The organism is Afipia dichlorophenoxyacetatis, from assembly GCF_055386385.1.
In genome coordinates this window covers 5,791,206-5,813,700 of the sequence record NZ_AP029250.1, presented here as the reverse complement: position 1 = coordinate 5,813,700, position 22,495 = coordinate 5,791,206, and the positions used below count along the sequence as shown (strand labels likewise).

Below are 22,495 nucleotides of genomic sequence, written 5' to 3'. Positions count from 1 at the left end.
TGTTGGCTGTTAAAACGATCTAATGCTTCGTGAAAGCACTACGCAGTTCGGTCTTCAAGACTTTTCCCGTGCTGTTTTTGGGAAGTTCTTTCACGAAGACGACGTGCTTCGGCTTCTTATAACTGGCAAGCTCTTCTGCGCAACGCTGAACAAGCTCATCAGCCGATACGCTGGCCGCAGGTTCGAGTTCGATAAACGCTGCCACTGACTCCCCATAAATCTCGTCAGGCACACCGATCACCGCCGCGTCTGCGACCCCCGGATGACGCAGGAGGACCAACTCGACCTCCTTAGAATACACGTTGTACCCGCCGGAAAGGACCATGTCCTTCTTTCTATCCACGATGTAGAGATAGCCGTCCTCATCAAACCGACCGATATCTCCCGTCTTGAACCAGCCATCCTGAAATGCGTGACGCATCGCATCAGGCTGCCCGAAGTATGTCCTGAAGAGGAGATATTGCCCCGGGAGTCCTGACCGTACCCATATTTCGCCCGCCTCACCGGTTTGAACTGGCACGCCCGCCTCGTTGACCAGGCGAAGCTCCACTCCTGGCGTGATGCGCCCGACGGAACTGCTGTACTTGAGCTGATCCTGCGGCTGGAGCATTGCCAGCGAGCCCGCTTCCGTCATCGCAAAGAAGGAAAATATTTGAAGGTGCGGAAGCGCCGTCATCAATCGTCGCTTAGTCTCGACAGGAAACGCCTCACCCGTAGCAACAAGGATGCGCAGGGAGCGATACCGGCCGGGACTTGCCACAATAGACGGCAGCATCATTCGGCCGACGGTTGGGACAATCGAAATAAGCGAGATCTCTTCAGCCTCGATTATCCTGGTCGCTTCCTCTGCATCGAAACGAGGCATGATGTGTAGGGTCGCGCCGAGGACGGCCATGTTTCCAACGCGCGCGAAAGCGGTTCGATGCGCCAATGGTGTCGTGACCAAAATTCGATCGTCGGCAGACAGTCGCCAATACGTCGCGTTCAAGAAGCCGTTCGCGACGATGTAATTTGCCTGCGTGGTGATAACGCCCTTTGGTCGTCCGGTCGTTCCAGAGGTATACGAGATCATACAATCATCGCACTCTGGCGGAACGTCTATTTGCTCGATCCTAGCCGCAAGAAGAGTTGTAAGCGGTGCTTCATTCGAGCTTGAGGTATCTCCAACGAAGAACCGCCGGAGACCATCCGTATCGAACTTCGCGACGGCGTCTCTCTCGGATTCGCTGAAGAAGACCGCCGCCGGCGCTGCATCCGTTATGATCGCTGAAATCTCATTTGAAGAAAGGCGCATATTGATCGGCATCGCGATCGCGCCACACTTCACAATTCCAAAGAAGATCGTCACAAACTCGCAGCAATTCGGCAGGCAAATCGCAATACGGTCTCCGACCTGGATACCGGAGTGACGCAGATAGGTGGCAATACGGCTGCTGTCCTCATGAAGCTGCCGAAACGTAACGCGATTGTCACCGCAGACGAGAGCTGCCTTGTTCGGTAGAAGTTGTGCTTGAGCAGCAAGGTATGCCGGCAGCTTCACGGCTATCTCCCTCTTGGTGCAAAATCGGGGAACTCGATTTCCTCAGTCAGCCGATCCCACCGCACCTTGACCGGCATGCCAATCTCGATTTCATTCTCGTCGCAATCGACCAGATTGCACAGAAAACGCACGCCCTCATCAAGCTCCACATAGGCGCAGATATACGGGATGCGCTGCTCGTGGCCTGGCCAGGGCGATCGTGTTACAGTCCATGAATAGACCGTTCCGTAGCCCGACGCCTCCCGCCACTCGACAGTCTTTCGACCGGTGAACAGGCTGACCGGCCTTGGGAAATGCTGAAAGCGTTTGGTTTCAGTGCAGAACTGCAACATCAACTTCCCGCGCTTTGCTCCATCCCAAAACTCTTTCGTATCAATGTATGATCCGATTTTTGGAAGAGGCCGGACGGCCTTTACGTTTTCATTCATCTCTATTGCTCCAGGATCATGACCGCTGACGTGCACCAGTTGCGAGCATAGGGGATGCCACCGATGCCGGTGACCATCGCATTCTGGGTCCTCTTGATTTGCCGCGGCCCGCCGTCACCGAACATCTGCCGAACCGCTTCGACCAGGTTTAGTCCTCCGCCAGCAAGCCCCGGCTGCCCAGCGGAAATCTGGCCGCCACCAGTGTTAAGCGGGAGATCTCCCTTGAACGTCATATCCTTGTTGAGAATGAAATCAGCACCTTTGCCGACGTCGCAGAAGCCGATTTGCTCGAGCTGCAACATGATCGCGATGATGAAATCATCATAGGGATGGAAAGACTGCACATCCTGCGCTCTCAATCCGGATTGCTTCAGCGCGCGCGGACCGGCCGCCAGAAATCCTGACTCAGTGATTTCTGTGAGCGGCTCGGTGACTTTATAGTGCGTCAGTTCTGCGTAACCGGTCGGATAAACTGCCTTAAGACCTCGCCGTTTGGCTTCATCGCTCGACATGACCAGAACGGCATTCGCGCCATCGCAGACCATGACACTATCGAGGACACGCAGCGGATCTGAGACCAGCTTCGAATTCAAATAGTCATCTTCAGTGATCGCCTTCCGCAGGCGCGGGCATGCATTGTCATTCAGAACCGCATGGCTGCGCTGGGTCACCGCTAGTCGAGCAAGTGCGCGCCGGTTTAAACCATAGAGATGATCATACCGCCGCATGATCAACCCAAACGCGCCAACAGGACCTCTTAAGCCTGTCGGATATTGAAATTCAAAGCGTTGAGCGCCCTGCTCAGGCGTTTGGCCGCTGGATTGTGCATCTGCGGCCAGGACAAGCGCGATGGAGCACGCGTTATTTCTGATCGCCATGGCCGCACGCGCCACACCACCAATGCTGGAGACGCCTCCGAGCCCGAGCAGCTCGAGCCAAGTTGGGGACATGCCCAGAACGTCCGCCATATACTGAGCCCAGAATGGATTGGCACTCTCGCTCATGGTTTCTGACACTAATAGGCCGTCTATTTCGCTTTTATCCACGTTTGTTTGACGCAGGATTTGGTCGAGAGCATCTCCGGCCAACTCGTACGATGTTCGACCTCCCCGCACGTCGATCTTCGTCTCTGCGTAACCCGCAATAGCAACGTCTTTCATTGACGGACCCATTTGGTTTCGTTCAATTTCCCTTGTCGTACAAGTGTACGACAAATTGTACGTTTGTACAGATTTTCTTTTTGAGGCGCACGTTGCATCCTTCATGTTCGATACCTCAGGGGCCAACCCATCGGGACCGTTCGTCGTGCTTAGTCAGTCGGGCCGACCCATCAATAGGATCGATGAATGATGGGATCGGGTTGATCTCCGCGCTAAGCCGGTAGTCTTCGAGAGCTGCTGGATATTGCCACGCAACCACCGAGTTGGTGCTGCAGCAGGAGGGGAACTCACTGTGCAGTCGAAAACCGAACCAACGTCGCTGAGACGTGATTGGTCTGTGCGGAGCTTTGTTGCGGTACTTGGCCGAACAACCTAACTCAAGCGCCTTCAAGATGTTCGTGACGCGGGGCGGTGGCTTTTTGATCGGGCAGGTAGGGGCCCTGTCACTTATAAAAGGGCCATGAAATTCCTGATGTAACGGCTTCGCGCCCTCGCTCTGTCCCGGTGGCCCCTAAGGTCGCTACGCCGAGCATTGGTTATTTCCTCACATCCCCACCTCGTACGAATGCGGCCGTTCTGTTGACCGAGTAGTCAACTTGAGGTAAGAAATTGACAGCCAGCGAGGATTGCCAGGTGACCCGTTAGGGCGGCGGTATCCACGTTAGGCTCGCGGCGCGACTGCTCTGCGTCTCGAGCCGGATTCATATCAAAAGGAGAGATAAATGGCTGTCGCACGTCACGCTCGCCCCAAGGAGTTGGAATCAGCTTCGCTTGAAGACATCATGGCCCGCTACGTCGCTCGTTACGCCGATCGACGTGCCGACTGGGCGGCTTTCGAAGATGCGAAGATCGAGGGTTTCAAGCGTGCACAGCACCGATTTATTGGCGCTGGCGGTTCCGGCAAGCATGGAGACAATTCTGCGATTCCTCCGGGAAACTTCACTCTCTCGATCATGTTTGTGCCGCCTGGACAGGGGAACGCAGCGCATACGCATGAGGTAGAAGAAGTCTTCTTCGTTCTACAAGGTCATCTCGACGTCTTCGTGCAAGATGAGGATGGTCGGAAAATTGAAAAGCGCCTCGGACCATGGGAATGCATTTCCTGCCCGGCTGGCGTCATTCACGGCTACGAGAACAACAGCCTGGAGCCGGTCTATTTTCAGGTGATGCTCGGCCGCGGAAAGCCCGAAACAATGGGTTATGCGGACGACGAGCTATACAAGCGTCGTGATGCTCACCTCACCGGAGCATAGACGAGGCGCCTGATTGTAGGGCTTCCACTCTCGGCGTTATGCGGGGCGGGAGTCCCTTATGTCGTGGCGAAATGGTACTCTCTACATCGCAGATCATTGCGCGATCTGCGGTTGCAATCGCAGCCGCAGATATTCTCGGCCTCCTGATGATCCTGCCGCCGGTCTGGGAAGTCAGAACAATCGTGTGACTGGTGCTAAGAAGATGAGACGCACATGAGCCGCATCGAGCACGACTTTCTTGGTCAGCGCGAGATTGCTAACGACCTCTACTATGGCGTCCAAACCCTTCGAGGCTTTGAGAACTTCGATATCACCGGCGTCCCGATGAATCATGAGCCTTCCTTTGTGAAGGCTTTTGGCTACGTCAAGAAGGCCGCTGCGATGGCGAACCGAGATCTTGGGGTCTTGGCACCGGATATTGCCGCGGTGATCTTGGAGGCCTGCAACCGAGTGATCACCGGAGCCATGAACGATCAGTTCATCACTGATCTCGTCCAAGGCGGGGCCGGAACCTCAACCAATATGAACGCCAACGAGGTGATCGCGAACCTCGCGTTGGAATTGCTCGGCCGCGATAAGGGCGATTATCAGCATGTCAGCCCGAACGATCACGTGAACTATGGTCAGTCGACCAATGATACGTATCCCACGGCCTTTCGTCTGGCACTGATCCTGCGGCTTGAGGGATATGTCGCTGCTCTGGAGAAGCTGCGCGACTCGTTTTTCGACAAGGGAAAGGAATTCGCACGCGTCGTAAAGATGGGGCGGACCCATCTTCAAGACGCGGTACCGATGTCCTTGGGCTCGGAGTTTCGGGGTTGGGGGACAACCATTGGAGAGGAAATCGATCGGACACGGGAAGTTCAGAAGCTGCTTCGAGAGATCAATCTTGGAGCGACCGCGATCGGGACATCGGTCACCGCTGCGCGTGGTTATCCTCGGCTGGCGGTGAAGCACCTGAGCGATCTAACGGGGATTGAGTTCGTGCTGGCGAGCGACCTCGTGGAAGCGACATCGGATACCGGCGCATATGTCCAGCTCTCGGGGGCCCTGAAGCGAACGGCCAGCAAACTGACAAAGATATGCAATGATATCCGATTGCTGAGCTCGGGGCCTCGATGCGGATTAAATGAAATAAACTTGCCTCAACTGCAGCCTGGATCTTCCATCATGCCCGGGAAGGTCAATCCGGTTATCCCGGAAGTCGTGAATCAAGTGAGTTTTCTGGTTATCGGGCTCGATACCACCATTACGCTCGCGGCCTCAGCAGGGCAGTTGCAGCTCAATGTGATGGAGCCGGTGATCGCTTTTTCGCTCTTCTTTTCCATTCGGACCATGGAACGGGCGATGACGAGCCTACGCGATCGCTGCATCGTCGGAATAACCGCTAACGAGGAGCATACTCGAAATATGCTTCTGAATTCCCTTGGGATTGTCACAGCACTGAAGCCCTTGTTCGGCTATCGCGTGTGTGCCGAGATCGCCCGTACCAGCTATTTGGAAGGAAAGTCGCTCCACCAACTCGTTGTGGTGGAGCGGGAGCTCATGTCTCAACAGCAATGGGATGAAATGTTGAGCTTCGAGCGACTGGTCAACCTGGATTTCGTATAGCTCGGAACAGGCAATGATCAGGCGGCCTGTTTGACGGCTTCGGCAAATCTTTCGAAGAACTGATCGGCTAGTTTCTTCGCTGTGCCGTCGATGAGACGCTGTCCGAGTTGAGCCAGCTTCCCGCCGATCTGAGTTTCGACCTCATAGGAGAGCAGGGTGTTTTCGCCATGGTCGGCCAGGCGAACCGAGGCCGCGCCTTTGGCGAAACCTGCGATGCCGCCATCCCCGGTGCCGGAAATCTTATAGCCTTCCAGCGGCGCGATATCCGACAAGGTCACGCGGCCCTTGAACTTGGCTTTCACGGGGCCGATCCGGTTGACGGCGACGGCCTCGAATTCGTGCTCGGAGAGGAGGTTGAGCTGTTCGCAGCCCGGGATACACGATTTGAGCGTGTCGGGATCGTTGAGCTTGTTCCAAACCGTTGCGCGGGGGGCCGCCAGTTCAATGGTTCCGTTCATCGTCATGGGCATGACAGAGATCCTTGCGTTGCGTGAGTGAGGCAGCATCTTTGCTGTGCGCGTTCGGCAGAACGCGTAGTTCAAGTGGGTTGAAGCTCAATGATGCGATCCCCGGCATCACGCGGGGATCAATCCGCTTCGCTTTTTGATGGTTTGAACCAGGCTAAAAGGAGCGAGGATCGACGTCTTCGGATTCGCCGCCAATGTCTTCGAACGAATGATGGTGGAGATTTCGCCGAATTCGCCACGGGCCACGTAGGAGTGGACGTTGCCCTCAGCCTGCGGGTCAACGATGAGGCGGACGCGGGTTTTATCGAAGCCTAAGCCTGCCAGCGCGATGGCAGCCACGACGTTCGCATTTTGCGGAAATGTCAGAGCCGCCGTCCGAGCTTCGCAATCGATGAAGGTATGAGGCTCCGTCACGCGGTCGAGCTGCACGATCTTCTCGGCTGCCGTTCCTTTCCACGCGGCGGGTGCCTTTCGTCCGATGTAGTCGACGGATGAAAGGCCTGCCTCGCGCGCCGCGCTTAATGCGTCTATGCCCCCGAGGGCCCCACCGGGAATCAGTAGCTTGCCTCCCCCGGTGGCGCTGGCGACCCGCAGTGCTGTTTCCAATTCTGAATCGGCTAGCGCACCGACCGATACGACGAGCAGATCGGTTCCTTGGCGCAGGACAGTCTCGCCGAAAACTCGTAAAGCGCCGTGACCGGCACATTCCACAACCAGGTCGGGCCGTGCCGAGAGAAGTTCATCGACATTGTCGACTACAGGCTTGGAGCACGTGTCCGGCCGAGGCAATGAAAGCACTGCACAGGTTTCGATGTCCGGCTCACAATCCAATTGCGAGATCAGAAATCGTCCGATTGCTCCATATCCAATAACTGCAATCCTCAAGGCAAACTCCACGATCCAAGGTCATCTATATGTTGACTATACGGTCAACATGATGTCAAGCTTCTAAGTCAGAGATGGGCGCCTGGTCGTGCGCCTCGGAGAGCAAGAAGAAAGGAATGAAGATGGCTGAGAGTTCTGGGCGCGCCCCTGCAACGAAGGACGGTCGTTTCACGGTTGTCGATCCTTGGACCCAAGTCACCGCATTTGAAGTGCAGGCGGGCGGAAGCGATGTGGTTGAGCGCGCGGCAAAATCAGCACGATTGGCTTTCCTGGCCTCTGCCAAAGCATCTGCTCATGAGCGTGCGTCCTGGATTATCGCTGCAGCAAAGGTCCTAGAAGGTGAATTCGAGCGCCTGGTGACGATGACGATCTCACACATCGGCAAGCCGCGCCGGGCGGCGGAAATGGAAGTGAAACGCAGCATTGCGTTTATTCAAGCCTGTGCGCAGCATATCCATAGCCTGGGCGGCGAGGTCATTCCGCTCGATGCTGTTCCAGCGGGCAAGGGTCTGTTCGGATTCACGCGGCGGATGCCCTATGGGGTGGTGGCCGCAATTACGCCGTTCAATGCACCATCCAACTTGCTGGTTCAGAAAGTCGCGCCGGCGCTCGTGACTGGAAACGCGGTGATTATCAAGCCGAGCCTCGAAGGCACGCAGATCGCGGAAGCCATAGCGAAGGCATTTGTACAAGCGGGCCTGCCAGAGGGGCTCATTCACGTCGTTCCGGGGGACCGTGAGGAAGCGCTTGCGCTTGCAGCGCATCCCGACGTCGATGTCGTGACGCTGACGGGCGGAACGTCGGCGGGCGACGCGCTGGCGCGTGCTGCAGGTGCGAAGCGCTTCCTGGGCGAACTCGGAGGAAACTCGGCAAATATCGTAGCTGCGGATGCAAATCTCGAAGATGCCGTCGCGCGCCTCATTCCATCCTCTTTCGAGGCAAGCGGTCAGCAGTGTATTTCGACCCAGCGGATCATCGTTGAAAAGACAATTTTCGATAGGTTCCTCGATCGCTTTGTCGAGGCATCCAAGCGGCTCAAATTGGGAGATCCGAGACTGCCTGATACCGATCTGGGTCCGGTTGTAAACGCGCGCGCTGCAGCCCGCATAACCTCAATGCTGGAGGATGCGCGGGCACTCGGTTGCAGCATCATAAGCTCCGGGGACAGCACCGGTTGCGTGATTCCGCCAACGATCGTCGTCGATCCTCCGTCCGAGGCTCGTTTGATCCGTGAGGAGGTCTTTGGCCCCGTTGTTGTTGTCATCCGTGCCAACAGCCTCGACCATGCGATTCAGATCGCCAACGAGTGTGAGTTTGGACTACAGGCGTCGTGTTTCACGACGAGCCTTGCTTCGGCGATGCGTGTTTCGGAGGATCTCAGAGCGGGCTCCGTCTGGATCAACGAAGCCAGCCGTTTCCGCCTCGACAACTATCCATTTGGAGGCGTCGGCAGGTCAGGCGTGGGCCGTGAAGGACTGCCATATGCGCTCGAGGAGTATACGCAGCCGAAGTTCACTGGCGTCAGGCTTGCCTGACGCTGAGTGAATGAGCCTAAGCTGGCGGCGTTTCCTGTATAAATTGAAGGCAGGCACGACCTAGCTTGTCCTCTGCGGTGTTGAAGTGGGCGATAATCGATGTGTGATTATGCCTCTTCATCCACACGAACGGTGGAGCGCGTCCCTTTGTGGCGGCCAAGCGATGGGCAAGTTCGAAGCAGTAAACGTCGATCAGAGGATTTTCAAATTCGGCGCAGGCCACGAACGTGGGTGGGCTCTGGGCATCTACGTGCGATACCGGGGATAGATCATCGTAAGCGGATGTATCCGGGCCATAGTAGGCCATGACGCGCTTCGCGTTCGGGTTATCGTCTCGCGCGTCAGCGCGAACCCTCCCGCTGACGATCAGAACGCCGGCAAGACCATGACCGCCCGCGGGCTGGAGCTTCTTGTCGTAGGCGTAGCTCCCGACATGAGCACCGCCCGCAGAGTGGCCCATGAGAAATATCCGCTTCGGATCGACGTTAAGCCGGTCGGCGTTAGCTCGGACCCAACCCACCGCTTTCGCGATATCAAAGGTTGCTTCCGGGTACTGAGCCTCTGGCGCGAGACGATAGCCGAGATTGACGCCGACGACGCCGTGCCGTGCAAAGTAATACAGCACGTTGGCGTAGATTTCGGTGCTGCGATGCCGACTGCCTTCGGTGAAGGCTCCTCCGTGCACGAAAATGAGAGCAGGCCTTCGGCTGAGAGGTCCCCTCAAGGGGGTGAAAAGCTCAAATTGCTGTCTCTCATGCTTTCCATAAGAGATGGACTCGACAGCGATGTTGTCCTTTGGTGACCACTTTAAAACATCGGTGAATTTGTCGATCATCAATTGAATATGGCCTTTGGTATCGGAGGCCCAAATCGGGCCAACCTTCGCCATAAGGTCCGATAGTTCGGTCGGTATCGTCGGCAGCACGGTCATTCTAAACTCACAGCTTCAGAAGTTTGCGTGCGTTGTCCCCGACGAGTTTACGTTTGTCGTCCGGCGATAGTTGAAGTTGCTCGATCCAATCCATTCCGTCTTGGTTCACGACGTAAGGGTAGTCGACGGCAAACATGATGCGGTCGATGCCAAGCTCAAGCATGGTGCACATGAGCGCCGGAGTCGAAAAAAAGCCGCTCGTCGTAACGTGAAAATGTTCACAAAACAGCTTGCGGAAATCGAGAGGCTTTTGGCCCGGGCGAGCAAGCGATTGGTTGATGCGCCACAACAAGAACGGAAGCGTTTCTCCAAGGTGCCCAAGGATGATCTGGAGTTTCGAGTACTTCTCGAGCGCTCTGCTCAAAATAAGACGGATAGCGACGGTTGCTGTCTCGACCGTAAATCCCCAAGCCGGCCGGATGACAGTCGGAAATTCAGCCGCGTAATCGTCGTAGTAGAGTTTGGTCACCTCTGAATTTGGAACCGACGGGTGCAAGTAAATTGGAACGTCAAGCTTTTCGGCCACCTCAAAGATCGGCCAGAACCGCTTGTCGTCAATGAACAGGCCGTTTGTCAGGCCATGAATCATTGCGCCCTTGAAGCCAAGATCCTTGACGCATCGTTCAAGCTCTAAAGCCGCCTGTTCCGGAACTGGGGTTGGAAGCGCCGCAAATGCTGCAAAGCGAGATGGATACTTGGCGCACGCCTCGGCGAGACGATCGTTCGTTCGCTTCGTCAAGTCGACAGCCAGTTCTGCCGGCAATTTTTGTGCAGCTGGTGCACCGTGGGAGAGCACCTGGACATCAATTCCGGCGTCATCCATCGCGCGCAGTCGAACATCGCCGATTTCGGTCAATAAATCCTGGACGTGAGACTTGTTTTCGCCACTGGGAAAATACTTCGCCAGCTCGGGATCCCAATAGTGCTCTTCGATGGCAATAACTGGCGTATTGTTGTGCATTGCAAATTCCCGTTTCTATGATGTCATGCGATTTTACATAGGCTAGCCATGTGTTGACCGAATAGTCAACAATCCATATAGTGATCCCGAAATTGCCTGGTCACTACAGCCGTCAGCTTGGTAAGGCGCGGGTGTATCACTTCTGAGGAGGCCGTAAGCCGATGGTTGTTTATTGCTGGGGGGCCCAATGAAGCCTCCGGTTCTGGAATACGCAGCGCCCACTTCAGTCGATGAGGCGGTCAAGCTGCTCGCGTCGAGAAATGGAGATGCCAAGGTCATTTCCGGCGGACAAAGCCTGATGCCGATGTTGGCCTACCGTCTCGCATCGCCGGACCTCCTGGTCGATCTCAAATATCTCAAAAACCTGGACGCGATTGCCATCGGTGAAGATGGGGTTCGATTGGGTGCAAAAGTGCGCTGGTGCGATATCGAGGCAGACAAGCGGCTCGCTGTCAGTCATCCCCTGCTTGCGGAGGCGATCAAGCACGTTGCGCATTATCAGGTTCGCAATCGAGGAACGGTCGGCGGGTCTGTCGCGCATGCGGACCCCTCAGCAGAAATGCCGGGAATCGCGCTCACCTGCGAGGCGCGCATGACCATTGTCGGGCCCTCGGGCACACGAACTGAAGAAGCTGCCGATTTCTTCGTAGGTCCGCTTCAAACGACGCTCGAACCAGATGAGATTTTGACGGAAATCCATCTTCCCGCGTGGAATTCAAAACGAAAGTGGGCATTTCTGGAGTTCGCGCGAAGGAAGGGCGATTTCGCGATGGCGGGAGTCGCCCTTTATTACGATCTCGATGAAAAGCAACAGATCGCTGGCGCCCATGTGGGGGCCATCGGCATAGCGGACCGGCCAATCCGGTTGACCGAAGTCGAGGATCTGCTGAACGGAAATGTTCCGAGCGAGAAGGTGATTGCCGCCGCCGCTGCGAAGGCCAGGCAAACGGTGGATCCACCATCAGATATTCATGCGCCAAGCGCCTATCGGGCGGCCCTTGTCTCGACCCTTCTTGCGCGCGGCCTGAAGAAAACGTTGATTTAGGAGTTGGTTATGCAAATCGAATTCGATCTCAACGGCAGCTCGGTAAAAGCCGATGTCGAGCCGCGCACGACGCTCGCAGACTGCCTCCGGAACAACCTCGGACAAACGGGAACGCATCTCGCATGCGAGCACGGTGTGTGCGGAGCGTGCACCGTCTTGGTCAATGGTGAAGCTGTACGCTCGTGTTTGATGTTGGCCGTTCAAGCGCAAAATGAGGAAGTGGTCACCGTAGAGGGACTTTCCGGTGACGAGCTGACGCCGCTGCAGGCTGCATTTCGCAAGCATCATGCTCTGCAATGCGGGTTTTGCACGCCGGGGTTCATCACCACGGCACACGCTCTGCTCAGCCACGAACCGGATGCCGACGAAGACCGCATTCGCGATGTTCTTTCGGGCAATCTCTGTCGGTGCTCAGGATATATCCCGATCGTCGAGGCCGTCTTGGAGGCGCGCAGTTCATACAGGAATGAGGGCGGCAAGTGATGAAAGTATCGAATTCCTATATCGGCCGTCCCATGGAGCGCGTTGAGGATCTCCGTCTGGTCCGGGGCGCCGGAACTTACGTTGCTGACGTCAATAGGCCGAACCAGCTCTACGCGGTGATTTTGCGAAGCTCCACCGCTCACGGAGCGATCAAGTCGATAGATACCCAGGCTGCGCTGGCGCTCAAGGGCGTTCATGCTGTCCTGACGGCGAAAGATTTCGGAGACGTGGTGCCGCGGATTCCATTGAGGTTGCAGCCCTTGCCGCAGTTGGAGACCTTTCACCAGCCTGTGGTCGCCGATGGCAAGGTTCGCTACGTCGGAGAGCCGGTTGCTGTGGTTATTGCTGAAAGCCAGGCCATTGCAGAGGATGCACTCGAGTTCATAGACTTGGACATTGAGCCGCTGGCCCCCGTTGCCAATCGCGCTCATGCCGAGGCGAAGAAATCATTACTGTTCGAGGAGCATGGTTCGAACGTCGCCATCACCTGGACGGCTTTCCGCGGCAACGCGGACGAAGCCTTCAAGACCGCCGATTACGTTCGGCGCGAGAGGTTTAAAGTGCAGCGGCACGCCGCGATGTTCATGGAGCCACGTGGCTTTGTGGCCGAGTGGGACAGTGCGGCTGGAAAATTGACTGTCTGGGGCGCGGCAAAGACGGCGTGGTATAATCGCCGTACTCTCGCAGCCCAAATGGGTCTCGAACTGGAGGCGGTCGACCTGATTGAGGTGGATGTCGGCGGCGGTTTTGGGTCTCGCGGAGAATTCTATCCGGAAGACTTCCTCATCCCAGCCGCCGCCAAGATCGTTGGTCGGCCCGTTAAATGGGTTGAAGATCGGCGCGAGCACATGATGAGCGCCAATCATGCCCGCGATGTCGAGTGTGAGGTCGAGTTCGCAGCAACACGTGACGGCAAGTTCATCGGACTGCGAGGGCAGGCGTGGTGCGATACAGGAGCATATGTCCGGACGAACGGTTCGGTCGGGCCGCGCAATGTCGCGCAGTACATGAGTGGTCCATATTGCTTCGAGCACATTGATATCAAGAGCTCGATGCTGACCACAAATAAGACGCCCAGTGGGACGTATCGGGGGCCCGGACGTTATGAAACAGATTTCATTCGCGAGCGAATGATTGATCTGGCGGCTCAAGACCTGAAGATCGACCGCGTGGAAATACGCCGTCAAAATTTGGTGGCCGACGCTCAGATGCCGTATCCGCTTGCTTCAATTACGCCCTATGACAGTTCGACAGAGCTCGACAGCGGTGATTATCACGCAGTTTTCGACCGCTGCTTGCAGGAGTTTAACTGGGAGGAAAAATCCAAACTTCGCGGGCAACTCATCGACGGATACTACCATGGCCTCGCTGTCGGAAGCTTTATCGAGGGAGGTGCAGCGGGCCCAAAAGAAGAAGTCCGATTGGTCCTGGAACCTGGCGGATTGCTGACGGTCTACATGGGATCATCTTCAGTCGGGCAGGGGCTGGAAACCATCATGGCGCAGATTGCTGCGGATGCCATGGAGTTCTCATACGACAAAATTTCAATTCTTCATGGGTCTACGAGCTATGTGAAGGATGGTTACGGAGCTTATCATTCACGTTCGACCGTCATGGGAGGATCTGCAATCCTCGTCGGTGCTGAGAAGTTGAAGGGTCTCATCCGTGAGAAGGCAGCCGCTCACTTTGGGTGCACTCCAAGCGAAGTCTCGCTGGGTGAAGAGCGGGCTACGTTCCGGCAATCCAGCATTCCGTTCGGAGAGCTTTCGACAGAGCCGCTGGAGGTTGAAGCCGAATTCTTCAATAAGAAATATACGTGGGCTTATGGCAGCCAGGCCGCGCACGTCGCGGTTGATCCTGGCACCGGCCATGTCAAGGTCTTGGACTACATGTCGGTGGAAGACGTGGGACGCATGATCAATCCCCTGACCTTGCATGGACAGGCCATCGGATCGATCGTTCAAGGTCTCGGCGGCGCGTTTCTCGAACATCTCGTTTATGATGATGAGGGGCAGCTTCTTACAGGTTCTTTCGCCGATTACCTGATGCCGACGGCTTCGGATTTTCCAAAGATCGACTCGATCACGGTTGAATTGAAGCCTTGCCCAAATAACCCATTGGGAGCTAAGGGGGCGGGAGAGGGCGGGCTCATTCCTGTGGGGGGCTTAATGGCAAACGCCATCGCAGACGCGCTCTCTCACCTCAATGTGCAGCCCATGGAGTTGCCTCTATCGCCACCGCGAATCTGGCAGTTGGCGGAGAACGCAAGTGCGGGAGCTTCGCCGATTTGAGCATTTTTATTTGATTTTCGCAGGCGTTTACGCTCTCTCTGGTGTCGGGTGGGGACCCGCCCGCGTCCAGAGAGGCACTTGCCCTGGGACACGGAGGAACCCTCATTTGGCCATCTGAGATAAGGGAGTCCGTCTTGGCGCGTCGAAGCAGCGATCCAGCTCGTGTTCGGGAAAAGATTCTAAAACTCGCGATGGAGGAATTCGGTCGTATCGGATTCGAAGGCGCGCGCGTTGATAGGATCGCGGAGCGATGTAGTCTCAGCAAGAACATGCTGTACTACTATTTCAAGTCGAAGGAGGGGCTTTTCGTCGCCTCGCTTGAAAAGATGTACGAGGCATTTCGCGATCAGCAGCGAGATCTATCCATCCGCGCCAGCGATCCGATCTTCGCGATGGAGCAGCTGATCGAGCACACCTTTCTCGCGCTGGAAAGCAATCCAAATCTCATTCGTTTGCTGAATGAGGAAAACAAACATCGCGGCAAGTATATTCGGAAGTCGAAGCGGATTCGGGATCTGTACAATCCGCTTGTCGAAACCCTGAGCTTCATTCTCGATCGTGGAAGCAAAGATAAAATATTTCGGGCGAATCTCGACCCGACGCTGGTTTATCTCACGCTGTCGTCGCTTTGCTATCACTACCTGTCAAACCAATACACTCTGGAAATAGCTCTCGGACGAGACCTGAGTTCCGTCAGCTCGCGTCAAGAATGGGTTCGGCACGTGACGAACGTTGTTCTGCAGTTTTGCGTGTTCGATCCAGAAGATATGTTGCGCCAAAAAACTGAAACGAAATCTGCTCAGGCCGACATCCGCGAACGCCGCAAAGTCGAATCCTGAAAAAATCGACTGTGCATACAGCACAAATCGAGTGCAGTGCACGCGGTTACGAGCGCTGCGATCCGTTCCGATAACGTCCGTTTTTGTGGTTGAAGACCAACTGGTTAGATGGGGGCCGACGGTAAAGCCGTTGGCCCCCATTTCGTTTGGTTGACTTCGAGCGCGATCAAACAACAACAATTAGGCAATTGGCCCCGCGCATTGCCTGAATGCTTTGCAGCAAAAAATATTTGCAGCTAGACAAATCCTAAAAATCCCAGTTAACTCTCTAGTCAACAGAGACCAAGTCTCCGCGTATGTGACGCGATAGATTAAGGCAAAATGGATTTAGGGATGATTGCTTCAAGCGCTCAGCTGAAAAACAGGGATGGTGAACGCGTTGTCGATGTTTCCGGAAAACCGACGATGATCAGAATTGCTAATCTGGAAAAGCGATTCAATACGCGCTCGGGCGAAACAGTAAACGCACTGACGAATGTGAATCTCGACATCCGCGAGGGCGAATTCATTTCAGTCGTAGGTCCCAGCGGCTGTGGCAAAACGACGCTGCTGCGCATCTTGGCGGGGTTGGAACGAGCGACATCGGGAGTGGCGGAGTGCGCGGGCTCTCAGATTACCGAGCCACGTCCCGACGTTGGGGTTGTCTTTCAGCAGGCGACGTTGCTGCCCTGGAACACAGTGCTTGAGAACGTCCTGCTCCCCGCCAGACTCCGAAACGATAAATCTGAAGCCGTCGTTACGCGCGCTCGAGGGCTCTTGTCCTTCATGGGGTTGCAGGACTTTGCTGAGAAATACCCGTTTGAATTGTCAGGCGGCATGCAGCAGCGTGCTTCGATTTGCCGTGCCTTGATGCGTGAGCCGCGCATCTTGCTCATGGATGAACCGTTTGGCGCGCTTGATGCGATGACCCGCGAAGCCATGAACATGGAACTGATGCGAGTGTGGTCGGAAGAGAAGAAGACCGTCGTCTTCATCACCCACAGCATTCCAGAAGCTGTTCTTCTTGGCGATCGCGTCGTGGTTATGTCTCCACGGCCGGGAAGAATATCGGAAGTCATCGATGTCGATGTAGGGCGTCCCCGTAGCCTTCAAACAATGGGTACGCCACGCTTCGGTGAGATCTGCCATCACATCCGTACGATCTTTGGCGCGCAATCAATGACGGCGACATCGCTATGAGCAAGACCTCTTCAAGCAAAAACCGACTGCAATCGATTATCCTTGCAATCGCATTCTTAGCCGTTTGGGAAGGATCATGTCGTCTGTTTGAGATTTCACCCATTGTCCTGCCGACACCTAGCTCGACGGTTCTTCGCCTCTACTCGTTGTTTGCAAGCGGAACGATCTGGCCTCATCTTTGGGCGACGCTTTTCGAAGTCTTGCTCGGATTTGTGCTTGGTTGTATTGCCGGCCTCGTCGTTGGCGCAATGATCTCGTTGATCCCAGCCTTTGAGCGACTCGTTTACCCCTATTTGGTTGCTCTTCAAACTCTGCCTAAAATTGCGATCGCGCCGCTCTTCATCATCTGGTTCGGCTATGGATTGACTTCGAAGGTCGTCATCACGGCTCTCATTTGCTTCTTTCCTATTCTCGTCAGCGTCATCGCCGGCTTTCATTCAACCGATAAAGACCAGTTGGAGATGATGAAGGCCTTCGGAGCGACGAAATGGCAGATTCTCGTTCGATTGAGAATTCCGTCCGCGTTGGTTCTCATCTTCGCCGGACTGGAGATTGCCGCAGTGCTGGCAGTCATTGGAGCTATCGTGGGTGAATTTGTCGGTGCCCAGGTTGGCCTAGGGTATCTCGTCATAACACTGAACTTCAGCATGGATGTTCCGGGGGTCTTCGCAGTTTTGATTATCCTCTCGGTTATCGGTTTGGTGATGCACGGTCTCATGCGCTACGCGGCCCGCCGTTACATTTTCTGGATCCGTCGTAGCGAAGCGCCGGTGATGACTTAAGCGATCCTAAAAGGAGTCGGATATGCCGATTAGCTGTTGCCTGCGTCGCCTAGTTCTTTCATCGGCGATCCTTGTTGCTGTTGTGTGTGACTTCAGCGCCGCGAACGCACTCGAGAAAGTTCGCGTATTAATTCCCGTCCGAAACATTGATGAAGCTTTCTCCCCATTCGTCGTTGCGAAAGAGAAAGGGTACTTTGCCGACGAAGGTTACGATGTAACTCTTATCGCAGTAGGGGGATCAAACGAGTCGGCCATTCAAGTTACTTCAGGGAATGCCGAGGTCGGGGCCGCCTCGCCCGGTGAAGCACTTGTCGGTGTTCAGTCCGGAAAGCTCGATATCCGTTACTTCTACGGCTTGTATTATTCCAACATTTGGTCTGTGGGTGTGTTGCCCGATAGTCCGATCAAGAGCATCGCCGAGTTGAAGGGAAAGAAGCTCGGTGTTCAGTCCATGGGAAGCGCGGGGACAACCTTCGGTCGTGCCTTTGCACAAGCTGCGGGCTTGAATCCGGATACAGATATTTCGTTTTTGTCGATCGGTGTCGGTGCGCAGGCCGTGACATCAGTTCAGCGCAAGATGGTCGACGGTGTTGTGTACTGGGATGCTGCTATCGCAAAGTTCAAATTCTCAGGATTGTCGCTACGGGAGCTTCCCGTCGCCGAGAACCTGCGATCGCTGCCTGACGTTGCGTTGCTGGCGCGAAACGAGACAATCGCCAAGAATCCGAAAATGCTGACGGGCATCGCTCGGGCCGTCGCAAAGGGCTACGACTATTCGATGGCCAATCCCGAGGCCGCTGTGCTGATTACGTGGAAGGCATATCCGGAATCGAAATCCAAGAATCCGGATCCGAAAGCCGCGCTTGAAGAGGGTGTGGTTGTCAATCAGGCGAGGCTCGGCATTTGGAATTCGAAAAAGATCGGCGACAAGCATGGCCTCATGGTGAAAAGTGATTGGGAACGCTTGATCCAGTTCTTCGCCGATCAAAAGGTCATCCCGGCTGCCGTGCAAGTGGATCGCGTCATCACCAACGATTTTATCGACTCGATCAACCAATATGATCGGGCGGCTATCGTTGATGCCGCGAAGAAAGAAGTGCTCTCGAAGCTTCAATAGCCGAATAATTATGACACTGTGGCCACGTCATATGTTGAATAGAGTGGACTACTTTGATCGTTACAAGGTCTTACATATCGTCACCGACTTGATCCGGCGATGCCGGGTCGCTTGGGTGGCTGGCTTCGAGGAGGGAGGCTACCCGCCCTCGGACACGGTGCCGAGGCGTTTTGATTGGGACCCATTGTTCGGCGATCTGCATTTCTGAGCGGTTCGTAGCCTAGCTTCTGTCAAATTCGTCGGAAGCCGGCGATCTTGTGGAAGCTGCGGCTGATTTTCGGTTGTCTTCGTGAATTCGCGCCGGCGGTTTCCGTAATATCACCGTGATCGCGGTTCCAAACGAGAGCCTGAGTGAAGCGATCAACGACTGCTTGCGCCGCCCGGCCGTATCGCGAGATTAATCCACGCGTACGAATTCAGAGAAACAAAGAGGACGAATATAGTTCAGCCGCCGCCGTGCTCCGTCCCGACGCCCGGGTTACTGGCGTGCTTCGCATGGCGCCGTCTCAGAAGGCTGCGCGTTAGTCTCGCGTACCGCGAGCATACTCCCTAGAGATCGAGAACGAGATCGCTTAGCGGAATCCCTCGGCATGTGAACACCGTGTCAGAATCTTCCGGTATCGCACCAGAAAGTTGCTTTGTGCTTCCACGTAGAACTTGCACAGCGCAGCTCTCGCACTGTCCGACCCGACAGCCGCTAGGGGCGCGTACGCCCAAGCGCTCGGCGCATTCGAGCAGTGTCCCGTCTTTCGGAGACCATTGGAAAGAAACGCCGGATCGCTTGAATAAGACCGAACAGGAGTGCAGGCTGTCATCAAGCGTGTTCGTCGGTGAGATGAAGACTTCGTTATAGATGTCGAATTTTGGTACCCCGAGCGATACCAAGCTCTTGACCATCGAGGCGACCATTGCATCCGATCCGCATAGATAGAAGCGTGCGCGTTTCGCGATCAGTAAAGGGTCGATGTGAGCGGCATCAAGGCGACCGGTGACATGATAGTCGCTTCCCAAGATGTCCGAAGCGCGGGGCTGGCTATAAAAGTTTCTGACGGTCAGTCGCGGCCAACGTTTTTCAAGGACGCGAAGCTGGCTCTTGAACGCGTGCTCCGAGCCGTTTCTGTTGCCGTACAGCAAGGTCACGAAAGGCATTTCATCGCCATTGCCGAGGGAATTGAGAAGACTCATAAACGGGGTAATGCCGATCCCAGTTGCGATCAGGACCAGTGGGACGGAAGACGCCGTCGGCATCGTAAAAGCGCCACTTGGAGCCTCGACCTCGACCGTATCCCCGATCTTCAGGGTCTCATGTATGAGACACGAGAGCGAGACGCCGGGCTCAGCGGCGGCCAAAGAGCGGCCCACGCAGATTGTGTATTCCGAGCGATTTTTGACACGAGCCGCTCCGGTCAATGAATAAGCTCGCGTCAGCAGTTCTCCGGTGTCGGGATGCGTTAGCCTCATACGAAGGTACTGTCCGGGTTCGTATTCAGGCAGCGCGTCGCCTTCCCGAGGTGACAGCGAAACAGCAAGGGCCAGGTCCGATTCCCGATGCAGATGCGACACGTTGAAACGCCGAAACCCCCGCCACGAGCGGCTCTCCAGATCATCGACACACCTGACGTTGCAGGCGACCGCACGATGATTAACAGAGCCGCTGACCGGATCGCGTCGCTCGGCAGACACGAGGGCATTAAAATTGGAACTGGCCGCCCCTGATAGCGGGTAGGCCTGCTTGCCGAGCGGTTCACAGGCCTCCCACCATCCGAATTCGGCGGCCAGGACGTCGGATGCAAGAGTATTGTCAATCTCGGCTACGAAACGCGTCAGCCCATAGCGGCTTTCGACTTCGACAGTTTGCCCGTCGCCGATGTTCTTCAGGCGCGCTGCATTGCCATGCAATCGGATCGTTGGTCGGCTGGCACGCCGCCTTAGCGAGGCGATCCCGCGGTGCTGACTATGGCAGTAGACGCCGTTCTTCATGCTAATCAGCGTAAACGGGTAGAGCGAGCGATTGACGTCCTCATCTACGTGGATCGGTACAGGAGATTGGCGATTACGAAACAGAAGTTCCGAATAAAACTCGACTCGTCCTGTTTCGGTTTGGAAGCCAACCACGTGGCCTTCGGTATCCACGTGCGTGTATTTGCGCGTGGTATGTTCAATTGGACGAACAATTTGGCCGTCATTCGCTCGCAGGTCTTCGACGGTGATCCCGAGAGGCGCCAGCATGTAGTTCCACCCAGCGTCTATGTCGCCATCGAAGAATTTGTCTCCGATGCCCAGGCGTTTAGCGAGGGCAAATACGATCTCCAGATCGGAGCGCGCTTCTCCCCGCGGCGTCACGACGGCTGGGCGCAACTGAACTAAATTTTGAGCGGTTTCACTAATGTTAAAGCCGAATCGTAGACCTTCCCGCTCCCAAGGAGTGCTCGTGGGCAGCAAAACGTCGGCATAACGAGCAACTGGGGTCTCGACGATGTCGCTGTGGACATAGAATTCTACGGCTTCCAATCCCCGGCGAATTTCGTCGGTGTCTCCCTGCGTGAGCAGATGGTTGGATCCGAAACCCACTAACGCGCGGATCGGGTAAGGATCGCTCGTCACGATGGCGCGGTACACGTCCAGCGGCTTCACGCGCCCCTCGGCCGCAGGTCCGAGCGGACGGATGTCGCGTCCGAGAGTCTTGGCAGATTGCGTCTCAGCGAGGAGAGCAGTGGAGTCGACCTTGTTCACCGGCTGCTTGCCATAGATGCGGTTGCCGCCGATCTCATCGAAGCATCCGCGTAGAGCATAGAGCGTGGCGACTGCGCGCTCAGTTTGAGTAGCGTTGCTGCCCTGACCAATACCTGTCCAAGAGTGGTAGGCAATTTTACTATGGCTCGCCATGAACGATGCCGCGGCTTTCAGCTTTTCGCGCGGGACCCCGGTGACCTGCTCGACCCGTTCGGGCGTCCAATTGGCACAGGCTCGCCGGAAGTGATCAAAAGCAGGCCTGCACGCGATCGCTTCACCATGAGGACCCGGAACTTCATACCGCCCGGCTAAAGCCAATCGGCGAGCAGCCTCGACGTCGAGCAGCCGAGTCGTGTCATAGACGTAAGGTTTATCGGTCTGGACGTCCCACGCTACAAATTGCTGCGTCGTCTTCTCATCTTTGTAATTTGGTAGATCCTGCGCTCTTAGAAACAGTCCGTCGGACTCGCGCACAAGCATCGGCGCATTGGTCCATTGCCTCAGAAACTCCAGGTCGGCTCCTCCCTCCAGGATCAGGAGATTGGAAATTCCTAGCGCTAAAGCCGCGTCGGTCCCTGGCCGAACCTGAAGCCAAACGTCAGCATCGGCAGCGAGAGGTGTGGCTCGCGGATCGACGACGATCATGGCTGCACCATTCGCACGGCCACGCGCGATCGCGTCCGCTTGAGCGAGCCAAGTGCTGGTCGGATTGTGCCCCCAAAGAATGATGAGCCCTGCATGTGCATAGTCGGCGGCCGGCATGCCGACGCCGAACGTGAACCGATGCGCGACGTCCCGATGCCAGTTGCAAACGTCAGTGGAGCTCGCGATGTTCGGGCTTCCGAATAAGCGGACGAATCGATCGATCCATTCGATGCTGTCAGCAATACCGGTTCCGCTTTTCGTCGTTACAGCAAAGGCGACGCCTTCGGCCCCGTAGCGTTCCCGGATATCGAGCAACTTTCCGGCACACAGATCGAGCGCCTCGTCCCAGGAAATACGTACCCACCCCGGATCAGGATCTGTCTTAGGCCGTGTGCGGCGCATCGGATAAAGGATCCGATTGTTCGCGGCCACAATTTCCGGACCAGCTCTTCCTTTCGGACAAACGGCGTGTCCGGTGGGATGGCTGGGATCGTTTCGCACAGCGACCAGCCGGTCGTCCGCGACCACATTGATCGTTCCGCATTGCGAGCCGCACAACGTACAGAAGCTTTGAATCTCATCCATCGTCTGTTTTCCGTAGCGCAGCGCG

General features: G+C 55.9%; 18 protein-coding genes. 10 read left to right on the top strand and 8 right to left on the bottom strand.

Going from position 1 to position 22,495, the window contains the following annotated elements; translation table 11 throughout:
- Positions 1 to 19 precede the first annotated feature (19 nt).
- From ACZ5C3_RS27225 to ACZ5C3_RS27215, 3 genes are all read right to left on the bottom strand, one after another.
- Positions 20 to 1,540 carry a class I adenylate-forming enzyme family protein gene (locus ACZ5C3_RS27225; RefSeq protein ID WP_464034203.1) on the bottom strand — a complete coding sequence of 507 codons (1,521 nt, stop codon included), beginning with the start codon at positions 1,538 to 1,540 and terminating at the stop codon, positions 20 to 22.
- 2 nt (positions 1,541 to 1,542) lie between these two features.
- Positions 1,543 to 1,872: a Zn-ribbon domain-containing OB-fold protein gene (locus ACZ5C3_RS27220; RefSeq protein ID WP_464038445.1), complete on the bottom strand. Its 330-nt coding sequence runs from the start codon at positions 1,870 to 1,872 to the stop codon at positions 1,543 to 1,545.
- Positions 1,873 to 1,970: 98 nt separating this feature from the next.
- Positions 1,971 to 3,233: a thiolase family protein gene (locus ACZ5C3_RS27215; RefSeq protein WP_464044390.1), complete on the bottom strand. Its 1,263-nt coding sequence runs from the start codon at positions 3,231 to 3,233 to the stop codon at positions 1,971 to 1,973.
- Positions 3,234 to 3,850: 617 nt separating this feature from the next.
- Between ACZ5C3_RS27215 and ACZ5C3_RS27210 the strand changes: the two genes are divergently transcribed.
- Together ACZ5C3_RS27210 and ACZ5C3_RS27205 are read left to right on the top strand one after the other, a co-directional pair.
- On the top strand, positions 3,851 to 4,381 hold the full coding sequence (locus ACZ5C3_RS27210; protein WP_464034201.1) for a cupin domain-containing protein: 531 nt from the start codon (positions 3,851 to 3,853) through the stop codon (positions 4,379 to 4,381).
- A 213-nt stretch (positions 4,382 to 4,594) separates the two neighbouring features.
- Complete coding sequence (locus tag ACZ5C3_RS27205) at positions 4,595 to 5,992, top strand: aspartate ammonia-lyase (RefSeq protein ID WP_464034200.1); 1,398 nt, start codon at positions 4,595 to 4,597, stop codon at positions 5,990 to 5,992.
- Between the two features lie 17 nt (positions 5,993 to 6,009).
- On the opposite strand, the gene ACZ5C3_RS27200 is transcribed toward ACZ5C3_RS27205, so the two are convergent.
- Both ACZ5C3_RS27200 and ACZ5C3_RS27195 read right to left on the bottom strand, forming a co-directional pair.
- Positions 6,010 to 6,462: an SRPBCC family protein gene (locus tag ACZ5C3_RS27200; RefSeq protein WP_464034199.1), complete on the bottom strand. Its 453-nt coding sequence runs from the start codon at positions 6,460 to 6,462 to the stop codon at positions 6,010 to 6,012.
- Positions 6,463 to 6,567: 105 nt separating this feature from the next.
- A complete protein-coding gene (locus ACZ5C3_RS27195; protein WP_464034198.1) occupies positions 6,568 to 7,344 on the bottom strand; it encodes an aspartate dehydrogenase in 777 nt (258 codons plus the stop codon).
- A 122-nt stretch (positions 7,345 to 7,466) separates the two neighbouring features.
- Between ACZ5C3_RS27195 and ACZ5C3_RS27190 the strand changes: the two genes are divergently transcribed.
- Positions 7,467 to 8,879, top strand: coding sequence for an aldehyde dehydrogenase family protein (locus tag ACZ5C3_RS27190; RefSeq protein ID WP_464034197.1), 1,413 nt, complete (start codon positions 7,467 to 7,469; stop codon positions 8,877 to 8,879).
- 16 nt (positions 8,880 to 8,895) lie between these two features.
- Here ACZ5C3_RS27190 and ACZ5C3_RS27185 read toward each other — a convergent pair whose 3' ends face one another.
- Both ACZ5C3_RS27185 and ACZ5C3_RS27180 read right to left on the bottom strand, forming a co-directional pair.
- Positions 8,896 to 9,810 (bottom strand): alpha/beta hydrolase, encoded by a 915-nt coding sequence (locus ACZ5C3_RS27185; RefSeq protein WP_464034196.1) that lies wholly within the window; start codon positions 9,808 to 9,810, stop codon positions 8,896 to 8,898.
- Positions 9,811 to 9,817: 7 nt separating this feature from the next.
- Entirely contained in the window at positions 9,818 to 10,771 is a 954-nt protein-coding gene (locus ACZ5C3_RS27180; protein ID WP_464034195.1) for an amidohydrolase family protein, read from the bottom strand.
- Between the two features lie 187 nt (positions 10,772 to 10,958).
- Between ACZ5C3_RS27180 and ACZ5C3_RS27175 the strand changes: the two genes are divergently transcribed.
- From ACZ5C3_RS27175 to ACZ5C3_RS27145, 7 genes are all read left to right on the top strand, one after another.
- Positions 10,959 to 11,816 carry an FAD binding domain-containing protein gene (locus tag ACZ5C3_RS27175; protein ID WP_464034194.1) on the top strand — a complete coding sequence of 286 codons (858 nt, stop codon included), beginning with the start codon at positions 10,959 to 10,961 and terminating at the stop codon, positions 11,814 to 11,816.
- Positions 11,817 to 11,825: 9 nt separating this feature from the next.
- Positions 11,826 to 12,299, top strand: a complete 474-nt coding sequence (locus ACZ5C3_RS27170; protein WP_464034193.1) for a (2Fe-2S)-binding protein — start codon at positions 11,826 to 11,828, stop codon at positions 12,297 to 12,299.
- Complete coding sequence (locus ACZ5C3_RS27165; protein ID WP_464044389.1) at positions 12,299 to 14,590, top strand: xanthine dehydrogenase family protein molybdopterin-binding subunit; 2,292 nt, start codon at positions 12,299 to 12,301, stop codon at positions 14,588 to 14,590. The genes ACZ5C3_RS27170 and ACZ5C3_RS27165 overlap by 1 nt, the downstream gene beginning before the upstream one ends.
- Before the next feature lie 41 nt (positions 14,591 to 14,631).
- Positions 14,632 to 15,429, top strand: a complete 798-nt coding sequence (locus tag ACZ5C3_RS27160) for a TetR/AcrR family transcriptional regulator (protein ID WP_464034191.1) — start codon at positions 14,632 to 14,634, stop codon at positions 15,427 to 15,429.
- Positions 15,430 to 15,834: 405 nt separating this feature from the next.
- Positions 15,835 to 16,608 carry an ABC transporter ATP-binding protein gene (locus tag ACZ5C3_RS27155; protein WP_464034190.1) on the top strand — a complete coding sequence of 258 codons (774 nt, stop codon included), beginning with the start codon at positions 15,835 to 15,837 and terminating at the stop codon, positions 16,606 to 16,608.
- A complete protein-coding gene (locus ACZ5C3_RS27150) occupies positions 16,605 to 17,390 on the top strand; it encodes an ABC transporter permease (RefSeq protein WP_464034189.1) in 786 nt (261 codons plus the stop codon). The genes ACZ5C3_RS27155 and ACZ5C3_RS27150 overlap by 4 nt, the downstream gene beginning before the upstream one ends.
- A 22-nt stretch (positions 17,391 to 17,412) precedes the next feature.
- Positions 17,413 to 18,507, top strand: coding sequence for an ABC transporter substrate-binding protein (locus ACZ5C3_RS27145; protein ID WP_464034188.1), 1,095 nt, complete (start codon positions 17,413 to 17,415; stop codon positions 18,505 to 18,507).
- 549 nt (positions 18,508 to 19,056) lie between these two features.
- Here the strand turns inward: ACZ5C3_RS27145 and ACZ5C3_RS27140 are convergent.
- Positions 19,057 to 22,470, bottom strand: coding sequence for a molybdopterin-dependent oxidoreductase (locus ACZ5C3_RS27140; protein ID WP_464044387.1), 3,414 nt, complete (start codon positions 22,468 to 22,470; stop codon positions 19,057 to 19,059).
- Positions 22,471 to 22,495 lie beyond the last annotated feature (25 nt).